The organism is Polyangium spumosum, assembly GCF_009649845.1.
Lineage (GTDB): Bacteria > Myxococcota_A > Polyangia > Polyangiales > Polyangiaceae > Polyangium > Polyangium spumosum.
Map to the genome: position 1 here is coordinate 15,533 of NZ_WJIE01000014.1, position 22,358 is coordinate 37,890.

The 22,358-nt window shown below is 67.6% G+C and carries 18 protein-coding genes; 6 read left to right on the forward strand and 12 right to left on the reverse strand.

The window, feature by feature from the left end; translation table 11 throughout:
• Positions 1-80 precede the first annotated feature (80 nt).
• Positions 81-998, forward strand: coding sequence for a hotdog family protein (locus GF068_RS33850; RefSeq protein WP_153823668.1), 918 nt, complete (start codon positions 81-83; stop codon positions 996-998).
• 17 nt (positions 999-1,015) lie between these two features.
• Here the strand turns inward: GF068_RS33850 and GF068_RS33855 are convergent, their stop codons facing one another.
• From GF068_RS33855 to GF068_RS33885, 7 genes are read right to left on the reverse strand one after another with little or no spacing between them, the layout of a single operon-like run.
• Positions 1,016-1,444 carry a hypothetical protein gene (locus tag GF068_RS33855; RefSeq protein WP_153823669.1) on the reverse strand — a complete coding sequence of 143 codons (429 nt, stop codon included), beginning with the start codon at positions 1,442-1,444 and terminating at the stop codon, positions 1,016-1,018.
• Positions 1,434-5,057, reverse strand: coding sequence for a helicase-related protein (locus tag GF068_RS33860; RefSeq protein WP_153823670.1), 3,624 nt, complete (start codon positions 5,055-5,057; stop codon positions 1,434-1,436). Before GF068_RS33860 ends, GF068_RS33855 begins: the two co-directional genes overlap by 11 nt.
• On the reverse strand, positions 5,054-7,102 hold the full coding sequence (locus GF068_RS33865; protein ID WP_153823671.1) for a phospholipase D-like domain-containing protein: 2,049 nt from the start codon (positions 7,100-7,102) through the stop codon (positions 5,054-5,056). Before GF068_RS33865 ends, GF068_RS33860 begins: the two co-directional genes overlap by 4 nt.
• Complete coding sequence (locus GF068_RS33870) at positions 7,102-8,424, reverse strand: hypothetical protein (protein WP_153823672.1); 1,323 nt, start codon at positions 8,422-8,424, stop codon at positions 7,102-7,104. Before GF068_RS33870 ends, GF068_RS33865 begins: the two co-directional genes overlap by 1 nt.
• A gap of 8 nt (positions 8,425-8,432) precedes the next feature.
• The gene (locus GF068_RS33875) at positions 8,433-9,254 is read right to left on the reverse strand and encodes a metal ABC transporter permease (RefSeq protein ID WP_206079605.1); all 822 of its coding nucleotides are present in this window, start codon (positions 9,252-9,254) and stop codon (positions 8,433-8,435) included.
• 6 nt (positions 9,255-9,260) lie between these two features.
• A complete protein-coding gene (locus GF068_RS33880) occupies positions 9,261-10,088 on the reverse strand; it encodes a metal ABC transporter ATP-binding protein (protein WP_153823673.1) in 828 nt (275 codons plus the stop codon).
• Positions 10,085-11,143, reverse strand: coding sequence for a metal ABC transporter substrate-binding protein (locus GF068_RS33885; protein WP_153823674.1), 1,059 nt, complete (start codon positions 11,141-11,143; stop codon positions 10,085-10,087). Before GF068_RS33885 ends, GF068_RS33880 begins: the two co-directional genes overlap by 4 nt.
• A 125-nt stretch (positions 11,144-11,268) precedes the next feature.
• On the opposite strand from GF068_RS33885, the gene GF068_RS33890 reads away from it, so the two are divergent.
• From GF068_RS33890 to GF068_RS33905, 4 genes are all read left to right on the forward strand, one after another.
• Positions 11,269-12,234, forward strand: a complete 966-nt coding sequence (locus tag GF068_RS33890) for a hypothetical protein (protein WP_153823675.1) — start codon at positions 11,269-11,271, stop codon at positions 12,232-12,234.
• A gap of 10 nt (positions 12,235-12,244) precedes the next feature.
• Positions 12,245-13,297 carry a nitrilase-related carbon-nitrogen hydrolase gene (locus GF068_RS33895; RefSeq protein WP_153823676.1) on the forward strand — a complete coding sequence of 351 codons (1,053 nt, stop codon included), beginning with the start codon at positions 12,245-12,247 and terminating at the stop codon, positions 13,295-13,297.
• Between the two features lie 63 nt (positions 13,298-13,360).
• A complete protein-coding gene (locus tag GF068_RS33900; protein WP_153823677.1) occupies positions 13,361-13,633 on the forward strand; it encodes a hypothetical protein in 273 nt (90 codons plus the stop codon).
• A 14-nt stretch (positions 13,634-13,647) separates the two neighbouring features.
• A complete protein-coding gene (locus GF068_RS33905; protein WP_153823678.1) occupies positions 13,648-14,298 on the forward strand; it encodes a class I SAM-dependent methyltransferase in 651 nt (216 codons plus the stop codon).
• Here the strand turns inward: GF068_RS33905 and gloB are convergent.
• Positions 14,295-15,059, reverse strand: coding sequence for a hydroxyacylglutathione hydrolase (gene gloB / locus GF068_RS33910; RefSeq protein WP_153823679.1), 765 nt, complete (start codon positions 15,057-15,059; stop codon positions 14,295-14,297). The genes GF068_RS33905 and gloB overlap by 4 nt on opposite strands.
• Positions 15,060-15,248: 189 nt before the next feature.
• On the opposite strand from gloB, the gene GF068_RS33915 reads away from it, so the two are divergent.
• Entirely contained in the window at positions 15,249-17,465 is a 2,217-nt protein-coding gene (locus GF068_RS33915) for a beta-propeller domain-containing protein (RefSeq protein ID WP_153823680.1), read from the forward strand.
• 67 nt (positions 17,466-17,532) lie between these two features.
• On the opposite strand, the gene GF068_RS33920 is transcribed toward GF068_RS33915, so the two are convergent.
• The 4 genes from GF068_RS33920 to GF068_RS33935 form a co-directional block, all read right to left on the reverse strand.
• Positions 17,533-18,678 (reverse strand): acyl-CoA dehydrogenase family protein, encoded by a 1,146-nt coding sequence (locus tag GF068_RS33920; RefSeq protein ID WP_153823681.1) that lies wholly within the window; start codon positions 18,676-18,678, stop codon positions 17,533-17,535.
• Positions 18,679-18,689: 11 nt separating this feature from the next.
• On the reverse strand, positions 18,690-19,928 hold the full coding sequence (locus GF068_RS33925) for an acyl-CoA dehydrogenase family protein (protein ID WP_153823682.1): 1,239 nt from the start codon (positions 19,926-19,928) through the stop codon (positions 18,690-18,692).
• A gap of 25 nt (positions 19,929-19,953) precedes the next feature.
• Positions 19,954-21,105 carry an STAS domain-containing protein gene (locus GF068_RS33930; protein ID WP_240807808.1) on the reverse strand — a complete coding sequence of 384 codons (1,152 nt, stop codon included), beginning with the start codon at positions 21,103-21,105 and terminating at the stop codon, positions 19,954-19,956.
• Between the two features lie 112 nt (positions 21,106-21,217).
• A complete protein-coding gene (locus GF068_RS33935; protein ID WP_153823683.1) occupies positions 21,218-22,357 on the reverse strand; it encodes an acyl-CoA dehydrogenase family protein in 1,140 nt (379 codons plus the stop codon).
• Position 22,358 lies beyond the last annotated feature (1 nt).

Below are 22,358 nucleotides of genomic sequence, written 5' to 3' on the forward strand. Positions count from 1 at the left end.
GACCTCGGTCTTTTACGGAACGCCGTCGTTCGACGATTGTCACGGGCGGCGCGGCCAAAGGTTGCTACATCTCGCCGCGCATGACGTTCATCCCCGAGGAACCCGAGGTCCCGGAGGCGCAACGCGCATCGGGGCCGCTGGTCATACGATACGAGGACATTGGCCAGAACGGAAAACTCCTGCTCGACGCGATGCCCGTGGTGCTCGGGCCTTCGGTGTGGCGAGCGGTGTGGCAACAAGGCGCGACGGTGGCGCTCGCGGCGGAGGGGATCATCCCGATCCTGAGCCGCTTCGTGCTGGAGGGCGGCGCGGGTCCGCTGTCGGTGTGGTCGCCGGTCGAGGGGGAGGGCCGGTTCCAGATCGCGCATACCGTGGGCGCGGACGGCGCCGTCGAGCGGCTGATGCTCAACATGTGGTGCAACGTGTACGGCGAGGCGGGCCGCACGCACGGGCCCGCGCCGGCGAACGCGGGCGAGCGATTGCTCGCGGGTCGCGTCTACGCCGAGCACGTGATCACGCGCCCGTTCGGGCCGCCGGAGGCGCGCAAGATCACGCGGCTCTCGGTGCCGGGTCTGCCCGAGGTGCCGCCCGATCGCGCGACGTGGCGGCCGCCGGAGGCCTCGATCGAGCTGCCCCCCGGGGCGCGCTGGGTCGACGACGTCTTCGCGCTCGACCCTGTGCCGGTGGTCTTCGGGCTCGACCATACCGACTCGAACCAGCACGTCAATTCGCTGGTCTACCCACGCCTCTTCGTGGAATCCGCGCTGCGACGATTGTGGGACCACGGGAGAAAGACGCCGCTGCTCGCGCGAACCGCGGAGATCGCCTACCGAAAGCCGAGCTTCGCCGGCGAGCGGGTGCGGGTCGCGTCACGCGTGTTCGTGAAGGGCGACGCGATGGGCGTGGCCGCGATGCTGGTGTCGGACGAGGAGGCCGCGGGGCCGCTCGAGAAGGCGCGGCCGCGGGTGTTCGCGCGGATGTGGTTCAACGAGGGCTGAACCGTTCCCTGACGGATCTATCCCCTCGACGCTCCCGACAGAGGTGCATCTGCACCCGTGAGCAGGAACTCCAGGCGATCCGCCTCTCGCGCGAGCACGAGCAGATAAAATCGGAGCTCCGCCGGCGAGACCGTGCTCGCGCGACAAACCACCGTGGCTTCGACCCTCCCCCACCGCGCCACGCGCCGGAACGAAACGACCCGCGTGGCGCGGTTCTGCTGAAGGAGGATCCTCGCGAGATCGGCGTCACGGAGGCTCAGGATCTGCCCGGCGCGCGCGACGATCGCGCGAAGAACGAGCGAGTCCCTGCTCGCATCGTGCTCCCAGCGTACCTCGTGCCCGCGCCCCGATTTTGGCCATACGATGGTGACGACGCTCCCCTCCAGGGAGAACCTCGCCTTCTCGTCCGAGTGGGCACAGGCAGCTTTCAGACACCTATCCATCATGCGCCGTGGCCCGCTCCTTCTTTAGATCCTCTTTGAACGTCTCGTACTCGCGATCTTCATCCGACAGGAGCACGTGCTCCACGTCGTCCGCGCAAAGCGCGACCGCGGCGAAGAGATCACAGAGTTCTTCCACGTCGGTCGTCTCCGGATCGAGCAGGACATCCCCCTCCACGGTCACTGTATAGCTCCGCAACCCCTCCCCCTCCGAGACGAGACAGATGCGCGCGCCCAGGAATGTTTCCTGATATTCCAGCAGCTTCGCCAGGGCGGGCTCGTCCTCGCGAATGCATCCAACCGGACTCGTTAAATGCACGAGTGCCCGCCCCTCGATCGGCGCGCCTTCGACGTATAGCAAAAATGGTTGTTGCCGCACACCATTCTCGCCCCAAGGGTCTTTTTCCTGCGGGCGGAGGAGCCGTGGCCCCCGCCTATAGGTCGTCCCCACACCCGCTTCACGCTTCTCGTCGTGCCAATCGATCCGGATCCGTTTCCCGAGGGATTTCACGAGCTCCGAGAAGTGTGCGACACACGCCTCGGCCCGCTCCTCCTTCTCCGCTGGATTGATCTTTTGTGTCCCGCGCAGGAGCTTCGGATCAATCTCGAACTTCGTCTCGAGCCGCCCCTCGATCGGGGCCGTGTCGCGTTCGTCCCTGGCGAAGGCCTGGTCCACGTGAACTGACGACTCGCGGCTCCTGGTCCCGAGATCCTCGCCGCCGAACGACTGGTGCATCGCTCGAACGAAGCGATTCATCTTGCGGAAGAGCCGCGCCATCTGGAGTCGCTCTACGGTCTCTCCGAGGTACGGGTATTGTGCCTCGAGCTTCTCGTCCACCCGCACCGGCCGATCGAGCGCGCCGAGTCGCCGGTGCGTCGCAGAACCAATCCGATCGATTCGACCCGTTCGCTGCTCCATCTCTGAAGGATTCCAGGCGATGCCGTAATGGATGACCTTCGAGCAGAACGTGTGGAGATCTTCACCCTCCTTCACGACGTCCGTGGAGACCAGGACGAGTGGATACCCCGGCATCCGAAACTGCTTCACGATCCGAGGCGTGACACCACCGAACATCCCGGCGACCGGTCGCTGTGCGGAGAGCTCCTTGCGCAACTCCTTGCGTATCGAATCCGTATACTTGGCTCGCTTCGCCTCCGGGAAGTTCAGGCGGACGATCTCGTCGAAGTTCTGCGAGACGCTCGACAGCTCATACATCGCCGTGAGCCCACCACGACAGATCTCGGATTCGAGGCGATCACAGTATTTATTCAACAACTTCGATACGACGTCATGGCTGCGCTCGGCTCGCCTCGCCTCGAGCGAGCCGAATAAATCGGCTGCGAGCGCCCATAACGTGATGAAGGCGTGCCCAAGCCGCGCGGTACATGAAAGCAATTCCCGGCGCAGCTCCCGATCGAGCGCAAACTGTGCGGGCCGCTCGAATCTGGTCGGAAAGAACACCCGCGCGAGCGCTGGACGCTCCTGCACTCCCGAGAAAAATGTCCGGATCTTGAGATACTCGTCCGGCCCCGGAAAGGAGCTCCGCTCCGTCCGCTCCGGCTCCCGCTTCGTGCCGGGAAAGCGCAAGTCGAGGAGCGCCTCGGCCTCCGCCCACCTCTTGAACGAGAGCCGCGCCCCCGCGAGCACGACGAGCGCGGCGGCTTGATATGCCTCGAAAATGGCACGCCGTGGAACCTCACCTCGCCTCCCCCGGACCCTCGACGTCGCGATGCGCCGGAGCCGCTCACCGAGCGCTGCCCGGTTCTGCTCCACGGCCCGGGAGAGCGCGCCCAGCGGATCCTCGCTCGCCGCAGCGCCAAGCAAGAGGAGGACATAGTTTTCGTCGAAGAACGTGCCGAAGGGTGACGTGTCACCCTGAAGCTGGTTGTTTCGGAAAGACGCCCCCGAGAAGCATTTCTCCGGCCCCGTGCCTCGGAAGAACCACGAAAAGAACGTAACGTCGTCGTTCGGATCGTCGACCTCTCCCGACTCCTCGTCCGTGGCGCTGCGTGGCGCCCCTCCCTCCTCCCCCTCAACGCGAGGCGCCTCCTCTTCGATGTGCGAAGCGAGCATTCGACTCTGGCGCCACGCTCGATACCTCTCGAATACTTTCCCGAGCTCGTACCCCATGTTCGGCAACTCGCGGCGGAGGTTCTGCTCGATCCACGCGTCGTAATGGTCGCGGAGCTTCTCACCGATCTCCTGGACGCTCCGGATGCGCCGGACGAAGACGAGCGCCTTCTGACCATCGCCGAACGTCGTGCGAAGGCTGTCGACGACGCAATCCATCTTGGGGTGCGGCATCGGGCGCTGGGCCACGTGCTTGTAGTAGGACGTCCGGAGCCCCTTGATGACGCCGACGTCGGCCCCTTCCTTCTCGGCATCGGTCTCCGCCTGCTCCGAGCCGTCGAAATTCGCGTCTTCCCCGGAGGATCCGCGCCGCTTCTTGCGCGCCGTTTCTCCGAAGCTCTCGAACGAGGCGAGCATTCCCATTTGAAACGTCTTGTCGAATTTCGGGTGCCGAATGACCTCCGCGACCTTCCGCTGGACGAGCGCCACGACCAGCCGACTCTGAGCGTCCGGGACCTCGAGCGCCTCGTCGTGCGTCCGCACGCCTCCGCCCCGCCACTCGCGGCGGTACATGTTCTTCGTGTACGTATCACCCGCTACATCGAGGCGCGTGAGCCGACGGATCATGAACTCCTTCGCCCGCTTTTCGGCGTCCTCGCCGAGAAGGGCGCTCCCCGACGTCTCGAACCCGAACAACGCGAGCTGATGGTGAAGTTCTTCGTAATGGCTCTCAAGGGGCGTCGCCGAGAGGAACAGTACCCGATCGAAGCGCTTCCCCCAGAGCGGAAACGCCTCGTGCGCACCGTCCGGCGCCGAACCTAGCGTCATCGCGAGCAGACGATTGCGCGCCGACACGCGGCCGGAGTCGCCATACCCATGCTTCAGGTTGTGCGCCTCGTCTATGATGACGAGATCGTAATGCGGCAGCAGCGCGTTGATGCTCCGCGCGTACGCGTCTTTGAATGCGTTGTTGTCCTGGAGCGAACGCAGGTCGAGGCCCGCGCGTTCGAGCATCGGCCCCAGCCGGACGAGTTCGTCCCTCATCCGCTTCTTGCTCTCCCGCGCCGCGCTCTCCTCCTGCGCCATGCCGAAGCTGAAGCTCGGGAGCCGCAAGAACACGTCCCGGTCCGGGTTCTTCACGACCTCCTCCGCCCATCCTGGCAGGCTGTGGCAGGCAACCGCAGGCCGCGCAGGCGTGTTGCCGAAGGACTTCACGACGAGGTCCGTGGCAAGGTAGTTCGTGGCGACGAGGTTCCTCCACTCCTTGAGCCACTTTTCTTGGATGTTCTTCTTGGGCGCGATCACCAGCACGCGCAGATCCGGATGCGCGAATCGGAGCAGGCAAAGGACGCCGAGCGCCACGTACGTTTTGCCCATCCCTACCTCGTCGGCGAGATAGGCGAAGTCTTGCGTCGCGAGTATGTTGTGGAGCGCCACGGCGCCGCGGAGCTGCTCGGCGGCCAGGTGCTCACCGATGGGGCCATTCGCGTGAAAATCTAGGAGCTTTTTGGCTTCGGAAAAGCCGATGCGCGTGATGGGCTTGCTCATCCCCGGTCCTCCTCGTGCTCCCCGCGCTCGACGTTTCTACGGAACCAGCGATCAAACCACGCGAAGAACCGCCGGCGATGCTCGGCATCTTCGAAGGTGAACGTCGCTCGGATGGTGTCGACGTTCTCCCCGAGCTTCTTCTCCAGCTCTCGACGCCGCTTCGCGTGTTCCTCGAGGAAACGCGCGACGAGCACATCCCCCAGCCGATCGAAGCGGTCGAAGAGGACTTGGACCGACAGGAGCGTGACGTATCGATGCACGCGATCTCCCGCGTCGTCCTTGATCACGCGATCCAGGAGGGCTGGCAGCGTATCGAACCCCTTTCCGAACAACAAAAACTCGGCCTCGCGGGGCCGTTTGTCCTGGATGGCCTGGACCACCCGATCCTCAAGACGGAAGAAGCCATGATAGATGCCCGCGACGCCATCGAACAAACTCTTCTCCGCGTCCTTCGAAGTCGCATCCACGCGTCCGACGGTGCTGCCGAGCGTGGTGGCCTCTAGCGAGCGCTCCAGCGCGATCTGCCGCTGATCTTCGCTGAGCGACGACCAGGCCCGCAGGATGTCCTCCGCCGTCCACTGCACCCCCTCTGCATAGGACGGTTTTTCGATGATGCCGATCTCTTGCACGAGCACGATCGCCTCGCCACGCTCGCCCGCCTGGGCGGTAAGATACGACGTGCCGCGGAGCTTCTCGGCGATGACGCGGGATACGTCGTCCCGGAATGGCACCCAAGCGTTCGATTGGACGGGCGCGATCACCGTGATCGGCACGCCCCCGGAGGTGACCGAGATTCGCCTGGGAACAGCATCCACCTGCTCGTCCCAGTAATAGGACGCCATCCCATTCCCCCAGTCGTAGCGGAGGTACAGCGGAAGGACGATGACGTCATCGATGTCTTCTTCGTCGTCGACCTCCTCCGGATCCGCGAAGATCTTGGGCCGTCCCGACCGTCCGAGAGGCGTGAGCAAGGGACGCGGGCCCTCGGCATATTTGTCGAGGACCAGGAAGGCCGCCTCCAGGTTCCCCTGGCGGCAGCTCTCGTGTGCTGCGCCGGTTAGGTTCACGGAGCCGACGAGTGAATACTCCCTGCCATCCTGCAAGAGGAGCCTGTAGAGCTTCGCGTGCACCCGGCGCAGCTTCGCCTTGCTGTCCTTCTCGGACGACCTTCGATGCTGGGCAGGTAGATCGGACCAGGTGGCGAGGTCCTCGACAGCTTCGAAGTACGCCTCGGAGCAAGCCGCCTTGCCATTCTCGTCTGTCGGCAGATAGACACGAATTTCGGTCGGAGACAGGGCTTCCGCGAGCGCGCGGAGAGGGGCCGCGTCGGATTCATCGAAATAGGGCGACACAATCTCCAGCTCGCATCGGTTGCGTACGCCGCGGACCAGCGTCTCCGCGAAAAACTCCGTGAGCGTGCTCTGCCCGACGAAAATCCGCGTCTTCTTCCGCTCGTCTGGCTGGAGCCCACGAGCGAATTTGTCGATCTCGTCCAATGCCGGGTGCTCGTCGTCCGGTGGCGCGTCGCTCCGGATGTTCCTTAGCAGGTGGCGCAGATCGTCCCGAAACGAGCATTTCGTCCCCTCCGCGACCTCTTCGATGTGAAAGCACTCCAGGCTGGTGAAGTACCCGGGCTCCGTGAGGTTCGCCGACGAGATGCAAATCACGAGGCGCCGAGACCGCTTCGCTCCATCCCCGTCGGTGACGAGGGCGAGGACGACCTTCGGGTGAAACCTCGTCTTGTTCCGGCGCACGATGGCGCGGTACGTGACGGCAAGGCGCGGCGACGTGACTTGCTGGAGCCCTGCCCGATCGTAATAGACGGCGACCTCCGCGATTCCCTCTCGTAGTGCCCTGTCGGTCTCGCACATTCGCGCGCGGGTGTGGTGCGAGAACGTCTTGTCCCAGAGAACTGGGAGCACGTTCTCCTCGAAGAACGCGGGCTCGAATGTGTAGGTGGTGAAGACCGCGGCCTCGACGCGACCCTTGCCGATGGCATCGCGTAATGCATCGCAGAGCGAGTTCTCGGGAATGGGGCTTTGCATCAAGCGCGCCCCACGACGGTGCGACCTATCGCCTTCAAGCTGTTCATGAAATACGAGTTGGTCCAGAGGTGCGGCAACTCTTTTCGCGACGGGAGCGGAGGCCCATCGTCCCCACGAAACCGTACATCGAGCTTGCCGCGGTCGATCTTCACCCACGGCGCCGCGCCGCCACGCGCCCTCATGACGGCCTCGTTCTGCTCGAGCACGAGGCGGATCGCGTCGCCGTACTTCCCACGCTGCATCGCGAGGCCCGCATCGAGGATACGCTTGCGGGTGTTGTCCGAAGCCGCGTGATCGAAGAGCACGATCGCTCCTCGCGGCAATGCATCCGGCTCGAGATGAACGAGCCCCTTGCCCCACGTCTCCTCCACGTCCCGAGCGACGTCCTTCACCGAGCGGCTCCCGCAACGCATCAGGTAACCGAAGAGCCGCGCCACCGCGCCGAGGAGCGGCTCGACGTGGCGGATGTACGAGAGGCGCTCGGCCAAGGCGCCGCGACCCTCTTTCTCCGCGCGTAACAGAAGCTCGTCCAGGTCTTTCATAACAAACCAGGTTTCCCACGGTACCCGCTTGGAATCGTAGACCTCGACCATGGTCTCCCATAGCTCCCGTTGCCGAGCGCGGACCGATGGCGCCATTCCCTCCCCGCCGCGGACCAGCGTATTCAGATAATAGTCGAGCTCTTCGCCTTCGACCCTCGGCACGAGCTGCCTGGCGAGCGCGGCTGCGCACGCCTTGTGCTTGTTGTAGGGGTCGAAAATTGCGGCCTCCTTCTTCCCAATAAGGTCATCTATCGCCCTCTCGAAGCCGCGGAGCCTGCTCGCATGGAAGCTCTCGACGAACTGATAGGCAGAGGGCGTCAGCCTCTGCACGTGCGCGTCGAAGATCCCGCTCTTGCGCGCGGCCTGGCTGTACAAGCCCCACAATCCATAGGTCCGCTGATCACTCAAGATCTGATGCGCCGGGTCCGCGGAAATCTTCACGCTCCCCCCGCTCGCGAGGCGTCCTTTCACCCGCTCGATACCGCGCAGCTCTCCCCGGAGCCCTTCTTGCCCCGCCGCGTGACGGCTATACGCGGCGAGCTGCTCGGCCCGCAGGAACAACGCGAGCCGTGCTCCTTCGCTGACCTTCCCGCGCTCGACGAGGCGATCCACGAAATACATGCCCAAGATGAGTGTCGTAAACCCACGCAAGGAGGTCGTGACCGTCGTCAGGTTGCCAACGACCTCCCGCCCAAACGCGCTCCAGATGGGCTCGAAGCCCAGTGGATCCCGAGACCCCTTCACCTTGGCTCGATCGTCAATCTTCGTAAAAAAGACCATGCCCGTCCTCACCGCTTCTTGAACAGCAGCGAAAGCCCGAACAGCGCCCCCAGCGTCAGGATGATCGTCGCGCCGCTCGCCACGTTCGCGTGGTACGAAAGAATCAATCCAATCGACGATCCGATCGTCCCGATCGCAATCGCGAGCAGCGCCACCCGCCCGATGCTCCGGCCCACCATCTTGGCCGTCGCCGCCGGGATCACCACGAACGAGCTCACGAGCGCGATCCCCACCGTCTTCACCGCCACCACGATCACGACCGCCGTCAGCGCCAGCAGCATGTAATCGAGCGCGGCCACCTTCACGCCCGAGAGCGCGGCGAGCTCCGGGTCGAACGTCGCATACGCGAGCTTCGTCCAGGTGAACGCCAGGAGAAGCGCCGTCACCACGCCCACCACGCCCACCGTGAGCAGGTCCTCCGGCGATATCGCGAGGATGCTCCCGAAGAGCACCGTCTCCACGTTCACCTGCGGCCCGTCCGTCGATCGGAGCCCCAGAAGCAGCACGCCGAGCGCGAACGACACGGCCGAAAACACGCCCGTCGCCACGTCCCCGCGCAGGCTCCCGCGCCGGAGGACGTACCCGATCCCGAGCGCGATCAGCACCGTGAACGGCAGCGCCACCCAGGTCATCCGCTCCAGCGACACGCCGAGCAGGAGCCCGAGGGCGATGCCCCCGAACGCCGCGTGCGCGAGGCCGTCGCCGATGAACGACAGGCCACGCTGCACCACGAACACGCCGATCATCGCGCACAGACCCCCCACCACCGCGCCGGCGATCATCGCCCGCTGCATGAAGGGGACCAGCAAGGGCTCGAGCAACGCGTCCACGAAGGTTCACTCCTCGTCGGGCAAATGATGATGGTGTGAATGCGCCGCGTGGTCGCCGCCGGCCACGGCCGATATCGCCGAGAGAGACGCCTGGCCGAGGAGCTCGCTCGGCAAACCCCAGGCCGAGACCCTGCCCGCGTCGAGGTACACCACCCGCTCGGCGCAACGCGCCACCGCCGCCAGGTTGTGCGTCACCAGGATCGCCGCGAGCTCGTCGCTCGCCGAGATCTCCGCCAGCAAATCGAGGAACTCCGCCCGCCCCTTCACGTCGACGCCCGCCGTCGGCTCGTCCAGGATGACGAGCGAGGGCTCGTTCACGAGCGCCCGCGCCAGGAAGACCCGCTGCGTCTCGCCGCCCGAGAGCCGCGCGATCTCCTTCTCGAGCAGCCTCTCTCCGCCCACGTGTCGCAGGATCTCGATCGCCCGCGCCCGCTCCTCCTCGCGGATCCGCAGCGGCCAGCTCCCGCGCATGGCCGCGACGATGAGGTCGATCGAGCGCGCCGGGAACGTCATGTCGCTCGTCTTGCGTTGCGGCACGTACCCCACGTCGCGCAGCGCCTTTTGCGCGCTTTTGCCCATGATGCGGATCGAGCCGCTCGTCGGCGTCATGAGCCCGAGCACCGCCTTCAGGAACGTGCTCTTGCCCGCGCCGTTTGGCCCGCAGAGGCACACGAACTCGCCCTTCGGCACCCAGAACGAGACCTCGTCGAGCAGCCTCCGCCCGGGCACGTCGACGACGAGGTCCTCCACCTCCAGCACGCGCGGGAGCGACGCATCGGGCAGCGTGAAATGCCCCTGCGGCATCCCATCCATTTCGGCCTGCGCGGCGGTCATTGCAGGGCCTTGTCGAGGACGGCGGCGTTCTTCTGCAGGAGCTCCTCGTACGTCTCGGCGCCCGCGCTGCCGCCGATCGGGTCGAGCTCGAAGAGCGGCAATTTCGCCTGGTCGGCGATCACCTGCGCGGGCCTTCGATCGAGCTGCGGCTCGGAGAACAGCGCCGCGGCCTTGCTCTTCTCCATCGCGGAGAGCACGTCCTTCACGTAACGCGCCGTGGGCTCCTTGCCGGGGAACGGCTCGATCACGGCCGCGATCTGGAGCCCGTAACGCTCGGCGAAATACCCCATCGAGCCGTGGAACGTGACGATCGTCTTCTTCGTCCAGCCCTTCGCGCGCGCCTCGAGGCCCGCGTGCAGCTTGTCGAGCTCGGCCTCCACGGCCTTGCCGCGCGCCGTGTAGCCCTCGGCGCCCTTCGGATCGAGCTTCACGAAGGCCTCGACGAGCATCGGCACGACCGCCTTCATGCGCACCGGATCGAGCCAGAAATGCGGGTCTTCCGCGCCGTGGGCGTGGTGATGACCGTGGTGGTCGTGCTCGCCCTTCGCCGCGCCCTTGGGCTCGGGCTTCGGCGTGTGGTCGCCGTCGTCGTGCTCGCGGCCGTCGTCGTGCTTCGCGTGCTCGTCGTGGTCCTCGCCCTCCTCGGCGGCCTCGGCGCCGACCTCCTCGGCCGTCATGCGGCGCGGGTTCGCCTTCGGGCCGAGCTGCACGATCGGCACGTCCGTGCCCGCCGCGCCGCGCACGATCTTCTCCAGCCATCCATCCATGCCGAGGCCAACCGAGACGCCGAGCTTGCTCTTCGCGACCTGCGCCATCTCCTTCGGCGTCGGGTCGTAGCTGTGCTCGCTCCTCCCCGGCGGCAGCACGAGCACGACGTCGAGCCCGTCGCCCGCCACGCGCCGCGCGATGTCCCAGAGCGGGAAGATCGAGACCGCGACGCGCGGTTTGTCCGAGGCGGCAGCGGGCCCGCCCTTGCTGCGGTTGCAGGCCGCGGCGACGAGCACGACGAGCACGAGGACGATGGAGCGCAGGACCGTGGCGAGTTTCGGCGTCATGAACGAGCTTCCCCCCGGACGAGGGCCGGGGCGGCAGGATCGCAGGCGAGGGGGGATGCGTGTCAAGCCAGCTCGGATGCTCGTCGGGTGATGCCTCGACGACGCCCCGTAGTACGATGCGGCCGATGGCTTCCTCCTCCCTCACGCCCGCAGCGCAGGCGCGAGAAACGACGCCGATCGCCGCGCGCGCCTGGTTCCCTCGCGTCCGCGTGTGCATCGACTGCCGCACCTTGCTCGGGCCGAAGGAGACGTGTGATGGGGGGCGCAAGCATCGCGTGGCCTCGCTCGAGACCCGCGCGGGGCGCGACGCGCTGCGCACCGAGGTGTGGGGCCCGCCCTCCGTGCGCAGGCGCGCCAAACAGCTCGCCAAGGCCGGCGGCACCTCGCTCGGCGCGGGCTCGATCTTCGAGGGTTGCACCGGCTGCGGCGATTGCGGCAGCGTCGCGTTGGATGCCGAGTTCCTCCCCGTCGTCGCCGTCGTCGCGCTCATCGCGGCCGCAGGCGTCCTCCTTTACTGGATCATCGCCAAGATCTACGAGGCCATCCGCGCCTACCAGAACCGGCCTCGCCCGAACGGCGGGATCACGAAGCCCCCGTCGCTCGGGCGCAGGCCCGGGCCGCGCGGTACCGTGCTCGGACAAACCGGGATGCTCGCCCCCGCGACGGGCAAGCCGTGCGTCGCCTGGGCCCTCGATCTGCGCAACAAGCGCTTCCTCGGGACCGACCTCATGCTCCACGACGCCGAGACCTCGGGCTTCTCGGTGAAGCTCGACGACGGCACCATCCTGCGGGTCCCCGGAGGCCGCGTCCGCCTCGAGGGCCCGAAGGAGCGGCTCGATCGCGCGGACGCGCCGCCCGTCGACGGGTTTGTCCAGACCATCAACCAAAACGACGACCCCGAGGACGAAGGGCTCGAGCCGTTCCCCTACGACACCGTCGACGAGATCGTGGTTCGTCCGGGCGATCGGGTGCGCGTGTTCGGCGAGCTCGAGCGCGACGTGGATCCGGCGGCGCCCGGCGGATATCGCGCGGCGAACGTGATCCTCGTACCGAAGGGCGTGCCCGCGCTCCGCGTCGAGCAGCAACAGTGAAAGGGAAAAGATGACGCAAAAGGTCGAGCTCGCCGCCTGCCAGGTCCACGTCACGCCCGAGGATTACGCCTCCGCCGAGGCCTTCGAGGCCATGCTCTCCCGCGTCGGCGACAAACTCGAGAAGGCACGCGCGCGGGCTCCGAGCGGGGCGTACGAGCACCCTTGCCTCGCCGTCTTCCCCGAGATGATCGGCGGGTTCTTGCCGCTCGCCGGCCGCCTCGACCTCGTCCGCGGCGCCCGCACCGTCGACGAGGCCCTCACCAAGGTCGCCCTCCGCTCGCCCTTCCGCATGGCCTCCGCGATGCTCCGCGGCAAGACGGCCCGCGCGAGCGTCGGCTTTCTCCTCGCGGTCGCCCCCGAGGTCCGGCGTATCTATCGCGAGGCCTTCTCCCGGTTCGCGCAGCGTTACCAGGCCTGGACCGTGGCCGGCAGCGCGCTCTTGCCTCGCAATGCGCACGGCAACCTCGCGGCGTCTTACGCGCCGGCCGAGGGCCGCGTCTACAACACCTCGTACACCTTCAATCCCGCGGGCCGCCACGTCAATGTCACGCGCAAGGTGAACCTCGTCCCCACGGTCGAGGACACGCTCGGCCTCTCGCCGGGCCGGCGCGGCGAGCTCATGCCCTTCTCCACGCCCTTCGGCCAGGTCGGGACGCTCATCTGTTACGACGGCTTCGCCGTCCCGCACACCCCCCGCGAGCCCGAATTCGTCCCCCTGATCCCCCATTACGACCACCTCGAATGCAGCGTGATCGCCCACCCCGCCGCGAATTTCTGGCCCTGGGAGACGCCGTGGACCTTCGGCGGCTCCGACGGGCGCAGGCTCCGCGAGCAACAATGGCTCGACGAGGGGCTCTTCGCGCAGATGGACACCACGCCGCTCCGCGCCATCCGCTACGGCGTGACCGCGCAGCTCCTCGGCCGGGTCTTCGACGCCCACTTCGACGGCCGCTCGCAGCTCCTCACGCGGGACGAGGGCTCCACGCGGATCCTCGCGGAGGCCACGCGCGGCGACGCGTCCCCGGAGGCCGAGGAGGTGCTCCTCCGCGTGGTCGAGGTATAGACAGCCCGTTCCGGCGGCCTTACCCTCGGGCGCCGGCTCGTTTCCCGAGGACCGACCGCGATCATGAATCAACCGAATCCGTGGATCCTGCTCATGGGAGGCTTCTCCCTCTTCAACGTCGCCGGCATGGTCTACGGGATCAAGGCGCCCGAGTGGGCGAAGATCGCCGCGTCGCTCGCCTGCGGCCTGCTCGGCGTCGTCTGCGTCGTGCTCGCCTTCAAGCGGCAGTTCCGCAAGAAGCCCGTCCCGCCGCCGAAGGTCGAGAGACGCGCGCCGCGATCGAAGCCCGCGCCCGCGCGCCCCGCGCAGGCGAGCGACGCGGGTGACGCCTCGTAAAAGGGACGAGCCGGGTGAAGACGCGCCCGCCTGGCCCGACCGGCCGCGAAGCCGCGCGAAGGGCCCTCCTCGCGGACGTCGCCGCCGGCCGCGTCGTCTCCGACCTCGCCTTCGATCGGCTCTACCCCGAGCGAATCCGCAAGCTCTCCCATCGTTACTGGACCCCGGTCCACGTGGCCCGCCGCGCCGCGGAGCTCTTCGCCGCGCACGGCGCCCGCCGCGTGCTCGACATCGGCGCGGGCATGGGGAAATTCTGCGTCATCGCCGCGCTCACCACGGAGCTCGAGCTCACCGGCGTCGAGCATCGCGAGGGCCTCGTCGCCGCCGGCCGCGAGATCCTCGCGACCTACGGCATTCCGCGCGTCACCTTGATCCACGGCACGCTCGACGACGTCGATTTCGGCGCGTACGACGGGTTTTACCTGTTCAACCCCTTCGAGGAGGGCACCTTCGAGCCCTCACAATGGGTCGATCGGACGGTCCCGCTCTCCGAGGAGCGCGCCTCCGCCGACGTCGCCCAAGTCGAAGAGGCGCTCGCGCGGGCCCGGCGCGGCACGTGTGTCGTGACCTTCCACGGGTTCGGCGGCGCGATCCCCCCGGGGTTCGTCCACCTGCCCGAGGAGACATGCGGGACGGCGTTCCTGCGGCTCTGGATCAAGGCCTAACGAAACCCATCCTTCGCCGCCCGCACCTTCCCGAGCGTCTCCGCGCCGCTCGTCCCGCCAAACTTCGCGCGCACGTCCTGCGCCTCGACGCGCAAAAATGGATTGATCCGGTGCTCCTCGGCCATCGTCCCGGGCACCGTGGGCTCGCCGCGGCTGCGTTTGTCCTGCGCCATCAACAACGCGCGCTTCACGGCCTCGTTCTCGGGCTCCGCGAACGCGGCGAACCGCAGGTTGCTCACGGTGTACTCGTGCCCGCAATAAACCCGCGTCTCGCCGGGCAGGCGCCCGAGCTTCTGGCACAAAGAGGCATACATCATCTCGGGTGTGCCCTCGAAGAGCCGACCGCAGCCGGCCACGAACATCGTATCGCCCGTAAAAACCGCGTCGTTCACGACGTACGCGACCGCGCCCAGCGTGTGCCCGGGCACGTGCAGCGCCCGGAACGTCATCCCCGCGACCTCGAACGACCCGCCGTCCTCCACCCCGACCGTCTGCGCGGGGATCCGCCCCTGTGCCAGGTCGCTCGTGTGTCCGTACACGGGCAGGCCTCCGAAGCGGCTCTGCAGCGCCTCGTTGCCGCCCACGTGGTCGTAGTGGTGGTGCGTGTTCAGGATGGCCACGAGCTCGAGCCCCTCGCGCGCGAGCGCCACGAGCACAGGCTCCGCCTCGGAGGGATCCACCACGACCGCCTCGCGCCGCCCTTCCTCGGCCACGAGATACGCATAGTTGTCGCTCAAACAAGGAACGGGGACGACACGCATGCGGCACACCTTACTGCGCCTGCCGTCACGCCTCAACCACCGCCGTCTGTGCCACTCGTTCGGGTCTCCATCCTGGCGTCGGCGCCTCGATGGCACACTTCGGCACGCGGCCACATCCCCATTTCGTGTGTGAATTCGCGAGGTGGGGCCCGAGCGCTTGATGGCCCGCCCCTTGCTCATGGGGTGGGCATGATGAAGAACGCTCGCTCTGCCTTCTGGATCTTCGCTTCGATTCTCCCCCTCACGGCCGCCGGTTATGGCTGCAGCGGCTCGACGGACGTGCGTACGCCGACGACCGCCGAGGCGCGCGGCACGCTGACGCAGGCCCAGAGCTGCGCCGACCTCGAGGAGATGCTCAAGGCGGACGCCGTCGCGAAGATGAACGCGCAGATCGACGCCATCATCGCCGACATCGAGGAGAACGGCGAGTACTGGGGCTCCCCTGATTACGGCTGGGAGGACAGCCCCGGCGGCGTGGTGGGCTCCACGGGCAGCGGCGTCCCGAGTGATCCCGGCGGCGCGGGCGGGTCGGGCGGCGGCTCGAGCGGCTCGGGCGGCTCGAGCGGCGGCGGCGACGGAAACGGCGCGCCCCCCGACCACTCCGAGACGAACACGCAGGTCGCGGGCGTCGACGAGGCCGACATCCTCAAGACGGACGGCAACTACATCTACCTCCTGCACGGGCAGAACCTCGAAATCCTGAAGTCGTGGCCCGTCTCCGATCTCGCGATCGACACGACCACGTCGATCGAGGGCAGCCCGATCGAGATGTTCGTGACCGACGACCAGCTCGTCATTTATTCGCAGGTCGACGGCACCTCGCTCTACCAGCAGGCCGGCGTGGAGCCGCGCTCTCCCTACTACGACTACTACGGCGGCGGCGCCATGTACGACGGGTATTACAACCCGTATTACGCGCCGCTCACGAAGATCACGGTCCTCGGCCTCGACGGCGGGCAGACCACGGGCGTCCAGAAGGAGGTCTATTTCGAGGGCAACTACGCCTCCTCGCGCCGCGTCGGCAAGCACGTGCGCACGGTGCTCTCCGGCGGCCACCACGGCCCCAGCGTGAGTTATTACCCCGAGTTCCCCGAGGGCGATTACCCGGAGTCGGCCAGCGAGTGGATCGACGCCTTCGAGGACCTGCGCTTCAAGAACGCGCTCGCGATTTACGGCTCGACCATCAACGACTGGTTGCCCTACCGCTTCGAGAAGAGCGGCGGCAACGTCTCGGCCCTCCCGCCGAGCTGCAGCTCGTATTACGTGCCCACCGCGGGCTCCACGGCGTACGGCCTCACGCAGGTGCAATCGTTCGCGCTCGACAACCTCGGCGCGCCCCTCGTCGAGACGAGCATCGTCGGCGGCGCGGACACCGTGTATTCGAGCGAGGACGGGCTCTACCTCGCGGCGCGGGGCTGGAACGACTCGATGTGGTGGGGCGGCCAGGACATGCCGCTCGTGGCGACCGACACCACCGAGACGTTCGTGCACAAGTTCGATCTCGCGACGAACCCGGCGCAGCCGGCCTACGTCGCGACGGGCTCGGTGCCCGGGCACGTGAAGAACCAGTTCTCGCTCGACGAGAAGGACGGCCTGCTCCGCATCGCCACGACGCGCAACCTCGCCTCGCAGACGGACTGGACGAGCTCGAGCAGCGTCTACGTCCTGCAGCAAAACGAGGCCCAGCTCGTGCAGCTCGGCGCCGTCACGGACCTCGCTCCGGGCGAGCAGATCTATTCGACGCGCTTCATCGGCAACCGCGGCTACGTCGTGACGTTCCGCCAGGTCGACCCGCTCTTCGTGATCGATCTCGCGAACCCCGCGGCCCCGAAGGTCCTCGCCGAGCTCAAGATCCCGGGCTTCAGCGAATACATGCACCCGATCGACGACAACCACCTGCTCACGATCGGCCAGGACGCGACGAACGACGGCCAGGTGACGGGCCTCGCGCTGCAGGTCTTCGACGTGACGAACCCGACGGCGCCGGCGCTGATGCACAAGTACACGTTCTCGGGCGCGGAGTCGGGCTACTCCGAGGCGCAGTACAACCACAAGGCGTTCAACTGGTACGGCCCGAAGAACCTGCTCGCGTTCCCCTTCAGCGGCTGGAACCCGAACACGGGTGAAATGAAGAGCTCGCTCGAGCTCTTCGACGTGACGCTCGACAATGGCATCGTGAAGCGCGGCTCGGTCGACCACTCGCAGTTCTTCTCGGCCGATCCGTACGGCTACTGCGGCGGTTACTTCGGCGTCGGCGTCCGCCGCGGCGTGTTCATCGACGATTACGTCTACGCGATCTCGTACGGCGGCGTCACCGCGAGCGACGTGAACACCCCCGCCACGCCGGTCGCCTCCGTCGCCCTGCCCCAGCCGAACCAGCCCTACGGCTACTGCGGCGGGTTCTGAAAAGCAAACGCCGCGCCCCGAGGCTCCCCTCTCCCGGCCTCGGGGCGCGGCGGTCCGTCAGGACGACCTATCCGTCGATCACCATCTCCGCGATCCGCTTGCGATGGTGCGCCGCGTCCCCGAACGCCGCGCGGCTCCACTGGGCGCGCTTGAACCAGAGCTGCACGTCGCACTCCCAGGTAAAACCAATCCCGCCGTGGAGCTGCACGGCCTTCGCCGCCGCGAAAGCGTACGTGTCCGACGCGTGCGCCTTCGCCATCCGCGCGAGCCTCTCGGCCTGCGCGGGCGCGTGATCGATCGCCGCCGCCGCGCGATACACGAGCGAACGCGAGAGCTCGATCTTCGCGAGCAGATCCACGAGCGGGAACTTCACGCCCTGGAATGCGCCGATCGGCCGGCCGAACTGCTGGCGGAGCTTCGCGTATTCCGTGGTCATGCCGAGCAGCCGGTCCGCGCCCCCCACCATCTCCGCTGCGAGCGCCGTCCAGATCCGCGGCATCACCCGGCCGAGGATCGTGATCGCCTCCCCCTTCGCGCCCACCCGATCCGCGTCGGTCACGGCCACGTCCTCCAGCCGCACGTGCCCGCTCCGCCGCGTCGCATCAACGAGTTTGTCCGGCGACACCATGATCCCCGCCGACGCGGCCGGCAGGGCGAACAGGCTCGGCCCCTCGGCCTCGTTCGCCGTCACGACGAGCAGGCGCGCGCTCGGCGCGTCCACGACGAGCTCCTTCTCGCCCGAGATCACGATCCGCTCGCCCTCGCGGCGCGCCGTCGCCTCGACGTGCCCGTAATCCCATCCCCCGCGACGCTCCTCCGAGCCCACGGCCGCGCGGACCTTGCCCTCCGCGATCGCAGGGAGCCACCGCGCCTTCTCCTCCTCGCTCCCCGCCTCCCGGAGGACGAGCGTCGCGAAGAGCGTCCCGAAAAACGGTAATGGCGAGAGCGCGCGGCCCATCTCTTCCATGAGCACGGCGAGGCTCGTCATCGACATCTCGCTCCCGCCCTGCGCCGCGGGCACGGCGAGCCCGAGCCATCCCGCCTCCGCCGCCCGCGTCCACAGCCCCTCGTCGAAGCCCGCGGGCGTCTCCATGGAGCGCCGCACGTCCTCCGTATTGCAAGAGCTCTCGAGGAGCTTCCGCGCCTCGCGCCGGAGCAACACTTGCTCCTCGCCATAACCGAAATCGTCGGGGATCCGGGCGCTCTTTTGCATGGTCGTCCTCCTCAGGTGCTCTTCGGCAGGCCCAGGATCTTCTCGCCGATGAGGTTTCGCTGGATCTCGCTCGTCCCGCCGCCGATGGTGAACCCGAAGCTGTTCATGTAGGCCCGCTGGAAATGGCCCCCGTCCGCCGCGCGCTCGGCGCCGAACGCATGTTGCGCGAGCGGCCCCTCGACCTCCTGCCCGAGCGCCGCGAGCCGCTGCCCGAACTCGGTCGCCACGAGTTTGCCCAGGAACGGGAGCGCGAGCGGGCGCTCCTCCACGAGCCCGGGGACACGCGCCCGCAGCGCCGACGCGAGCAGCGCCTCCTCCTCGATCGCGAGCTCCGCGATACGATCCCGCATCACCGGATCCTCGCTCGCGGGCCGTCCGTCACGACAGACCCCCTTCGCCAGGGCGACGAGCCGCGCGACCTCGCCGCCCGCCGCGAGCGCCCCGCCCGTCGCGCTGCCCTCGGACGCCCCGCGCTCGAACGCGAGCGTCATGACCGCGAGCCGCCAGCCGTCCCCCTCCGAGGCGAGCAAACACGAGGCCGGGATCTCGACGTCCTCGAAGATCACCTGATTGAACCCGCCCTCGCCCGTCATCTTCACGAGCGGCCGCACGAACACGCCCCTCGATTGCATGGGGAAGAGGAAATAGCTGATCCCCGCGTGCTTCGGCGCCGCCGGGTCCGTGCGCGCGAGCAAGATCATGTAATCGGCCCAGAACGCCTGCGTCGTCCAGACCTTGTGACCATGGACGATATAGTGGTCGCCGCTCCGCACGGCGCTCGTGCGCAGGCTGGCGAGGTCGCTGCCGGCGCCGGGCTCGCTGAAGCCCTGGCACCACACCTCGTCGCAGGAGAGGATGTTCCGCAAATACCTCTGCTTCTGCTCCTCCGTGCCCACCGCGAGGATCGTCGGGCCCGCCCAGTCGAGGCCGATCCGGTTCACGAGGAACGGCACGCCGGCGCGCCCCATCTCCTCGGCCACGACCCGCTGCGACCCGGGCGGCATTCCTTGCCCGCCGTATTGCTTCGGCCACTCCACGCCGATCAGCCCCGCGGCGTGGACCTGCTTTTGCCAGGCCTTGAGCCAGAGGAATTGCTCCTCCGACTCGACCTCCAGGAACGTCTGCGGGAGCTTGAAGCCCGGATCGGCCGGGCGGTTGTCATGAAAAAAGGCTCGCGCCCGCTCGCGCAGGTCGCGCTTCTCGTTCTCGTGCTCGTGCTCGTGCTCGTGGGTGTCGTGGGACGGGGCCATGCGAGGCGCACGGTACCACGAGGTTTTACCGATGCGAAGGGGACACGCGGGCCCCGGGCGCGCGCACGCCCGCCCCGCGCAAGGCCGTCTTCAGGCCCTCCTCGAGGTCGGCGACCGTGGTCAGGCCCGAGAGGTCGACGCCGAGCTCCACGATGGTCTGCGCGACCCTGGGGCGGATACCCGTGACGATCGCGCGCGCCCCGAGCAGCTCCGCGGCGCGCACGATCCGCAGGAGGTGATCGGCGGTCTCGGCGTCGAGCGTATCGACGCCCGTCACGTCGAGGATGGCGTGGTGCGCGCCGCGATCGACGATCTCCTTGAGCAGCGCCTGCATGATCGTCGCCGCGCGCGCCCCGCTCACCTGCCCGACGATGGGCAAGGTCAGGATGCCCTCCCATACCTGGATGATCGGGGTCGAGAGCGCCGCGATCGTCTTTTGCTGCTGCGCGATGAGGAAGGCATTCTCTTTTTCGGTGCGGCGCAGCGCCTCCTCGGTCACCCGGCGCTCCTCGACCTCCTGCCGGAGCCGCTCGAGCGCGACCGCGAGGTCGGCGCGGGTCGCCGCGTCCGCCGCGAGCAAGAGCTCGAGATCCCCCTCGATCGTGCGGTCCGAGGGGCGCACGATGAACTCGTCGGCCTCGTCGCCCCGGGCCTGGAACGAGACCTGCTGCGCCCAGCAATTCTTGCCGAAGAGGCGCGTGCACAGGCCGGCGAACTTCCCGCCCATCATCCCCGAGCCCCAGCAGACCGAGAGCGCGCGCTGGTACACCGACTCCCAGCCATTCTTGCAGCGGAACCGGCCCACCTCCGCCTCGCGGTCGAGCGAGACGACCTCCCAGATCCCCCAGCCTGCCGCCGCCGCGATGACCGCGAGGGAGGCGAGCCCCTCCTCGAAGCTCGGAAACGTGGAGATGTGCGCCCAATCTCCGTCGACGCTGTCGCGCCCGCCGCTCTGCAGCGCCAGGTTGAATCGCTCGACGCCCACCATCCGCGAGAGGCCCAGCATGAGGCCGGCCATACTCGACTCCGTCCACATGGTGATCGTCGGCAGCCCCATGTAGAACTGCATGCCGCTCGGCAAATCGAACCGCACGTCGACGCCGCCCACGTCGATCTTCAGCGGAAAGCCCCCTGGCGATTGCGGTGCCTCGTCCTTCAAAAAAGCTACGTCCGTCATGATCACCCCCCGGTGAATACATCACGATACGCGTCCGGAACACGCGCGCACCTCGGGGCTTTCCTGAATTCGACGCCCGAAATGTGCTCAGCCGTGAAGGGGGGCGATTCGATCAGAAGGAGGGCTGCGCGGCGAATCGCGCGAGGTGATGCTCTTCGTCACCGAACAGGGCGTTCAGGACGTGCATACGCTTGAAGTACAGACCGATATCGTGCTCGTCCGTGATGCCGATCCCGCCGTGGAGCTGGATGGATTGCTGCGTGACGTAACGCCCGCACAGGGCGAGCTCGACCTTCGCCGCGCTGACGGCGGAGCGACGCTCGGCCGGGTCCGGGTCCGCGACCTTGATGCTCGCGAGGATCGAGGTGCTCTTCGCGAGCTCGGCGCGGACGAACATGTCGACGGCGCGGTGCTGCAATGCCTGGAACGTGCCGATCTTCAAGCCGAACTGCTCGCGCGTCTTCAGGTAATCCACGGTCATGCCGAGGGCCGCGCGCATGACGCCGAGCCCCTCCGCGCACGCCGCCGCGGCGCCGAGGTCCATGATCTCGTCGAGCACCGGCGCCGCCGCGCCCTCGGCCCCGAGCCGCATCGACGCCGGGGCGACCACGCCGTCGAGCGAGACCATCGCGGCCTTGTGTCCGTCCATGGTCCGTATCGTCTTGATCCGGAGGCCCGCCGTATCCCGCGGGAGCACGAAGAGCGAGATACCGTCGCTATCGCCCGGGTTGCCCGCGGTGCGGGCCGAGACGACGATCGTATCCGCCGCGTGACCATTCAGGACGAAGACCTTCTCGCCGCGCAGCACGTATTCGTCGCCGTTTCTGATTGCCGTCGTCTCGACCCAGGTCGGGTCGTACCGGCCGCCGCGCTCGGCCCAGGCGAGGGCGAGGCTCGTGTCGCCGGCGATGAGCGGCGCGAGGTGGGCCTCGTGCTCTTCGGGGCCGCCGAGGCGCAGAAGGGCCGTGCCCGCACAGAGCACGGACGCGACGAAGGGCTCGGGGACGAGGCCCGCGCCGAGCTGTTCGAGGACAATGGCGACGTCGACGAAGGAGCCCCCGAGGCCACCCGCGGACTCGGGGAACACGAGGCCGATCCATCCGAGCTCGGCCATGGTCTTCCAGAGCGATTTGCTCCAGCCGACGGGGTCGTCTCGCAGGGCGCGGAAACGGCTGACCGTCGCCTCCTTCTTCACGAAGGAGGCGACGGTGCTTTCGAGGAGCTTCTGGTCCGGCGTGAGGTCGAAATTCATG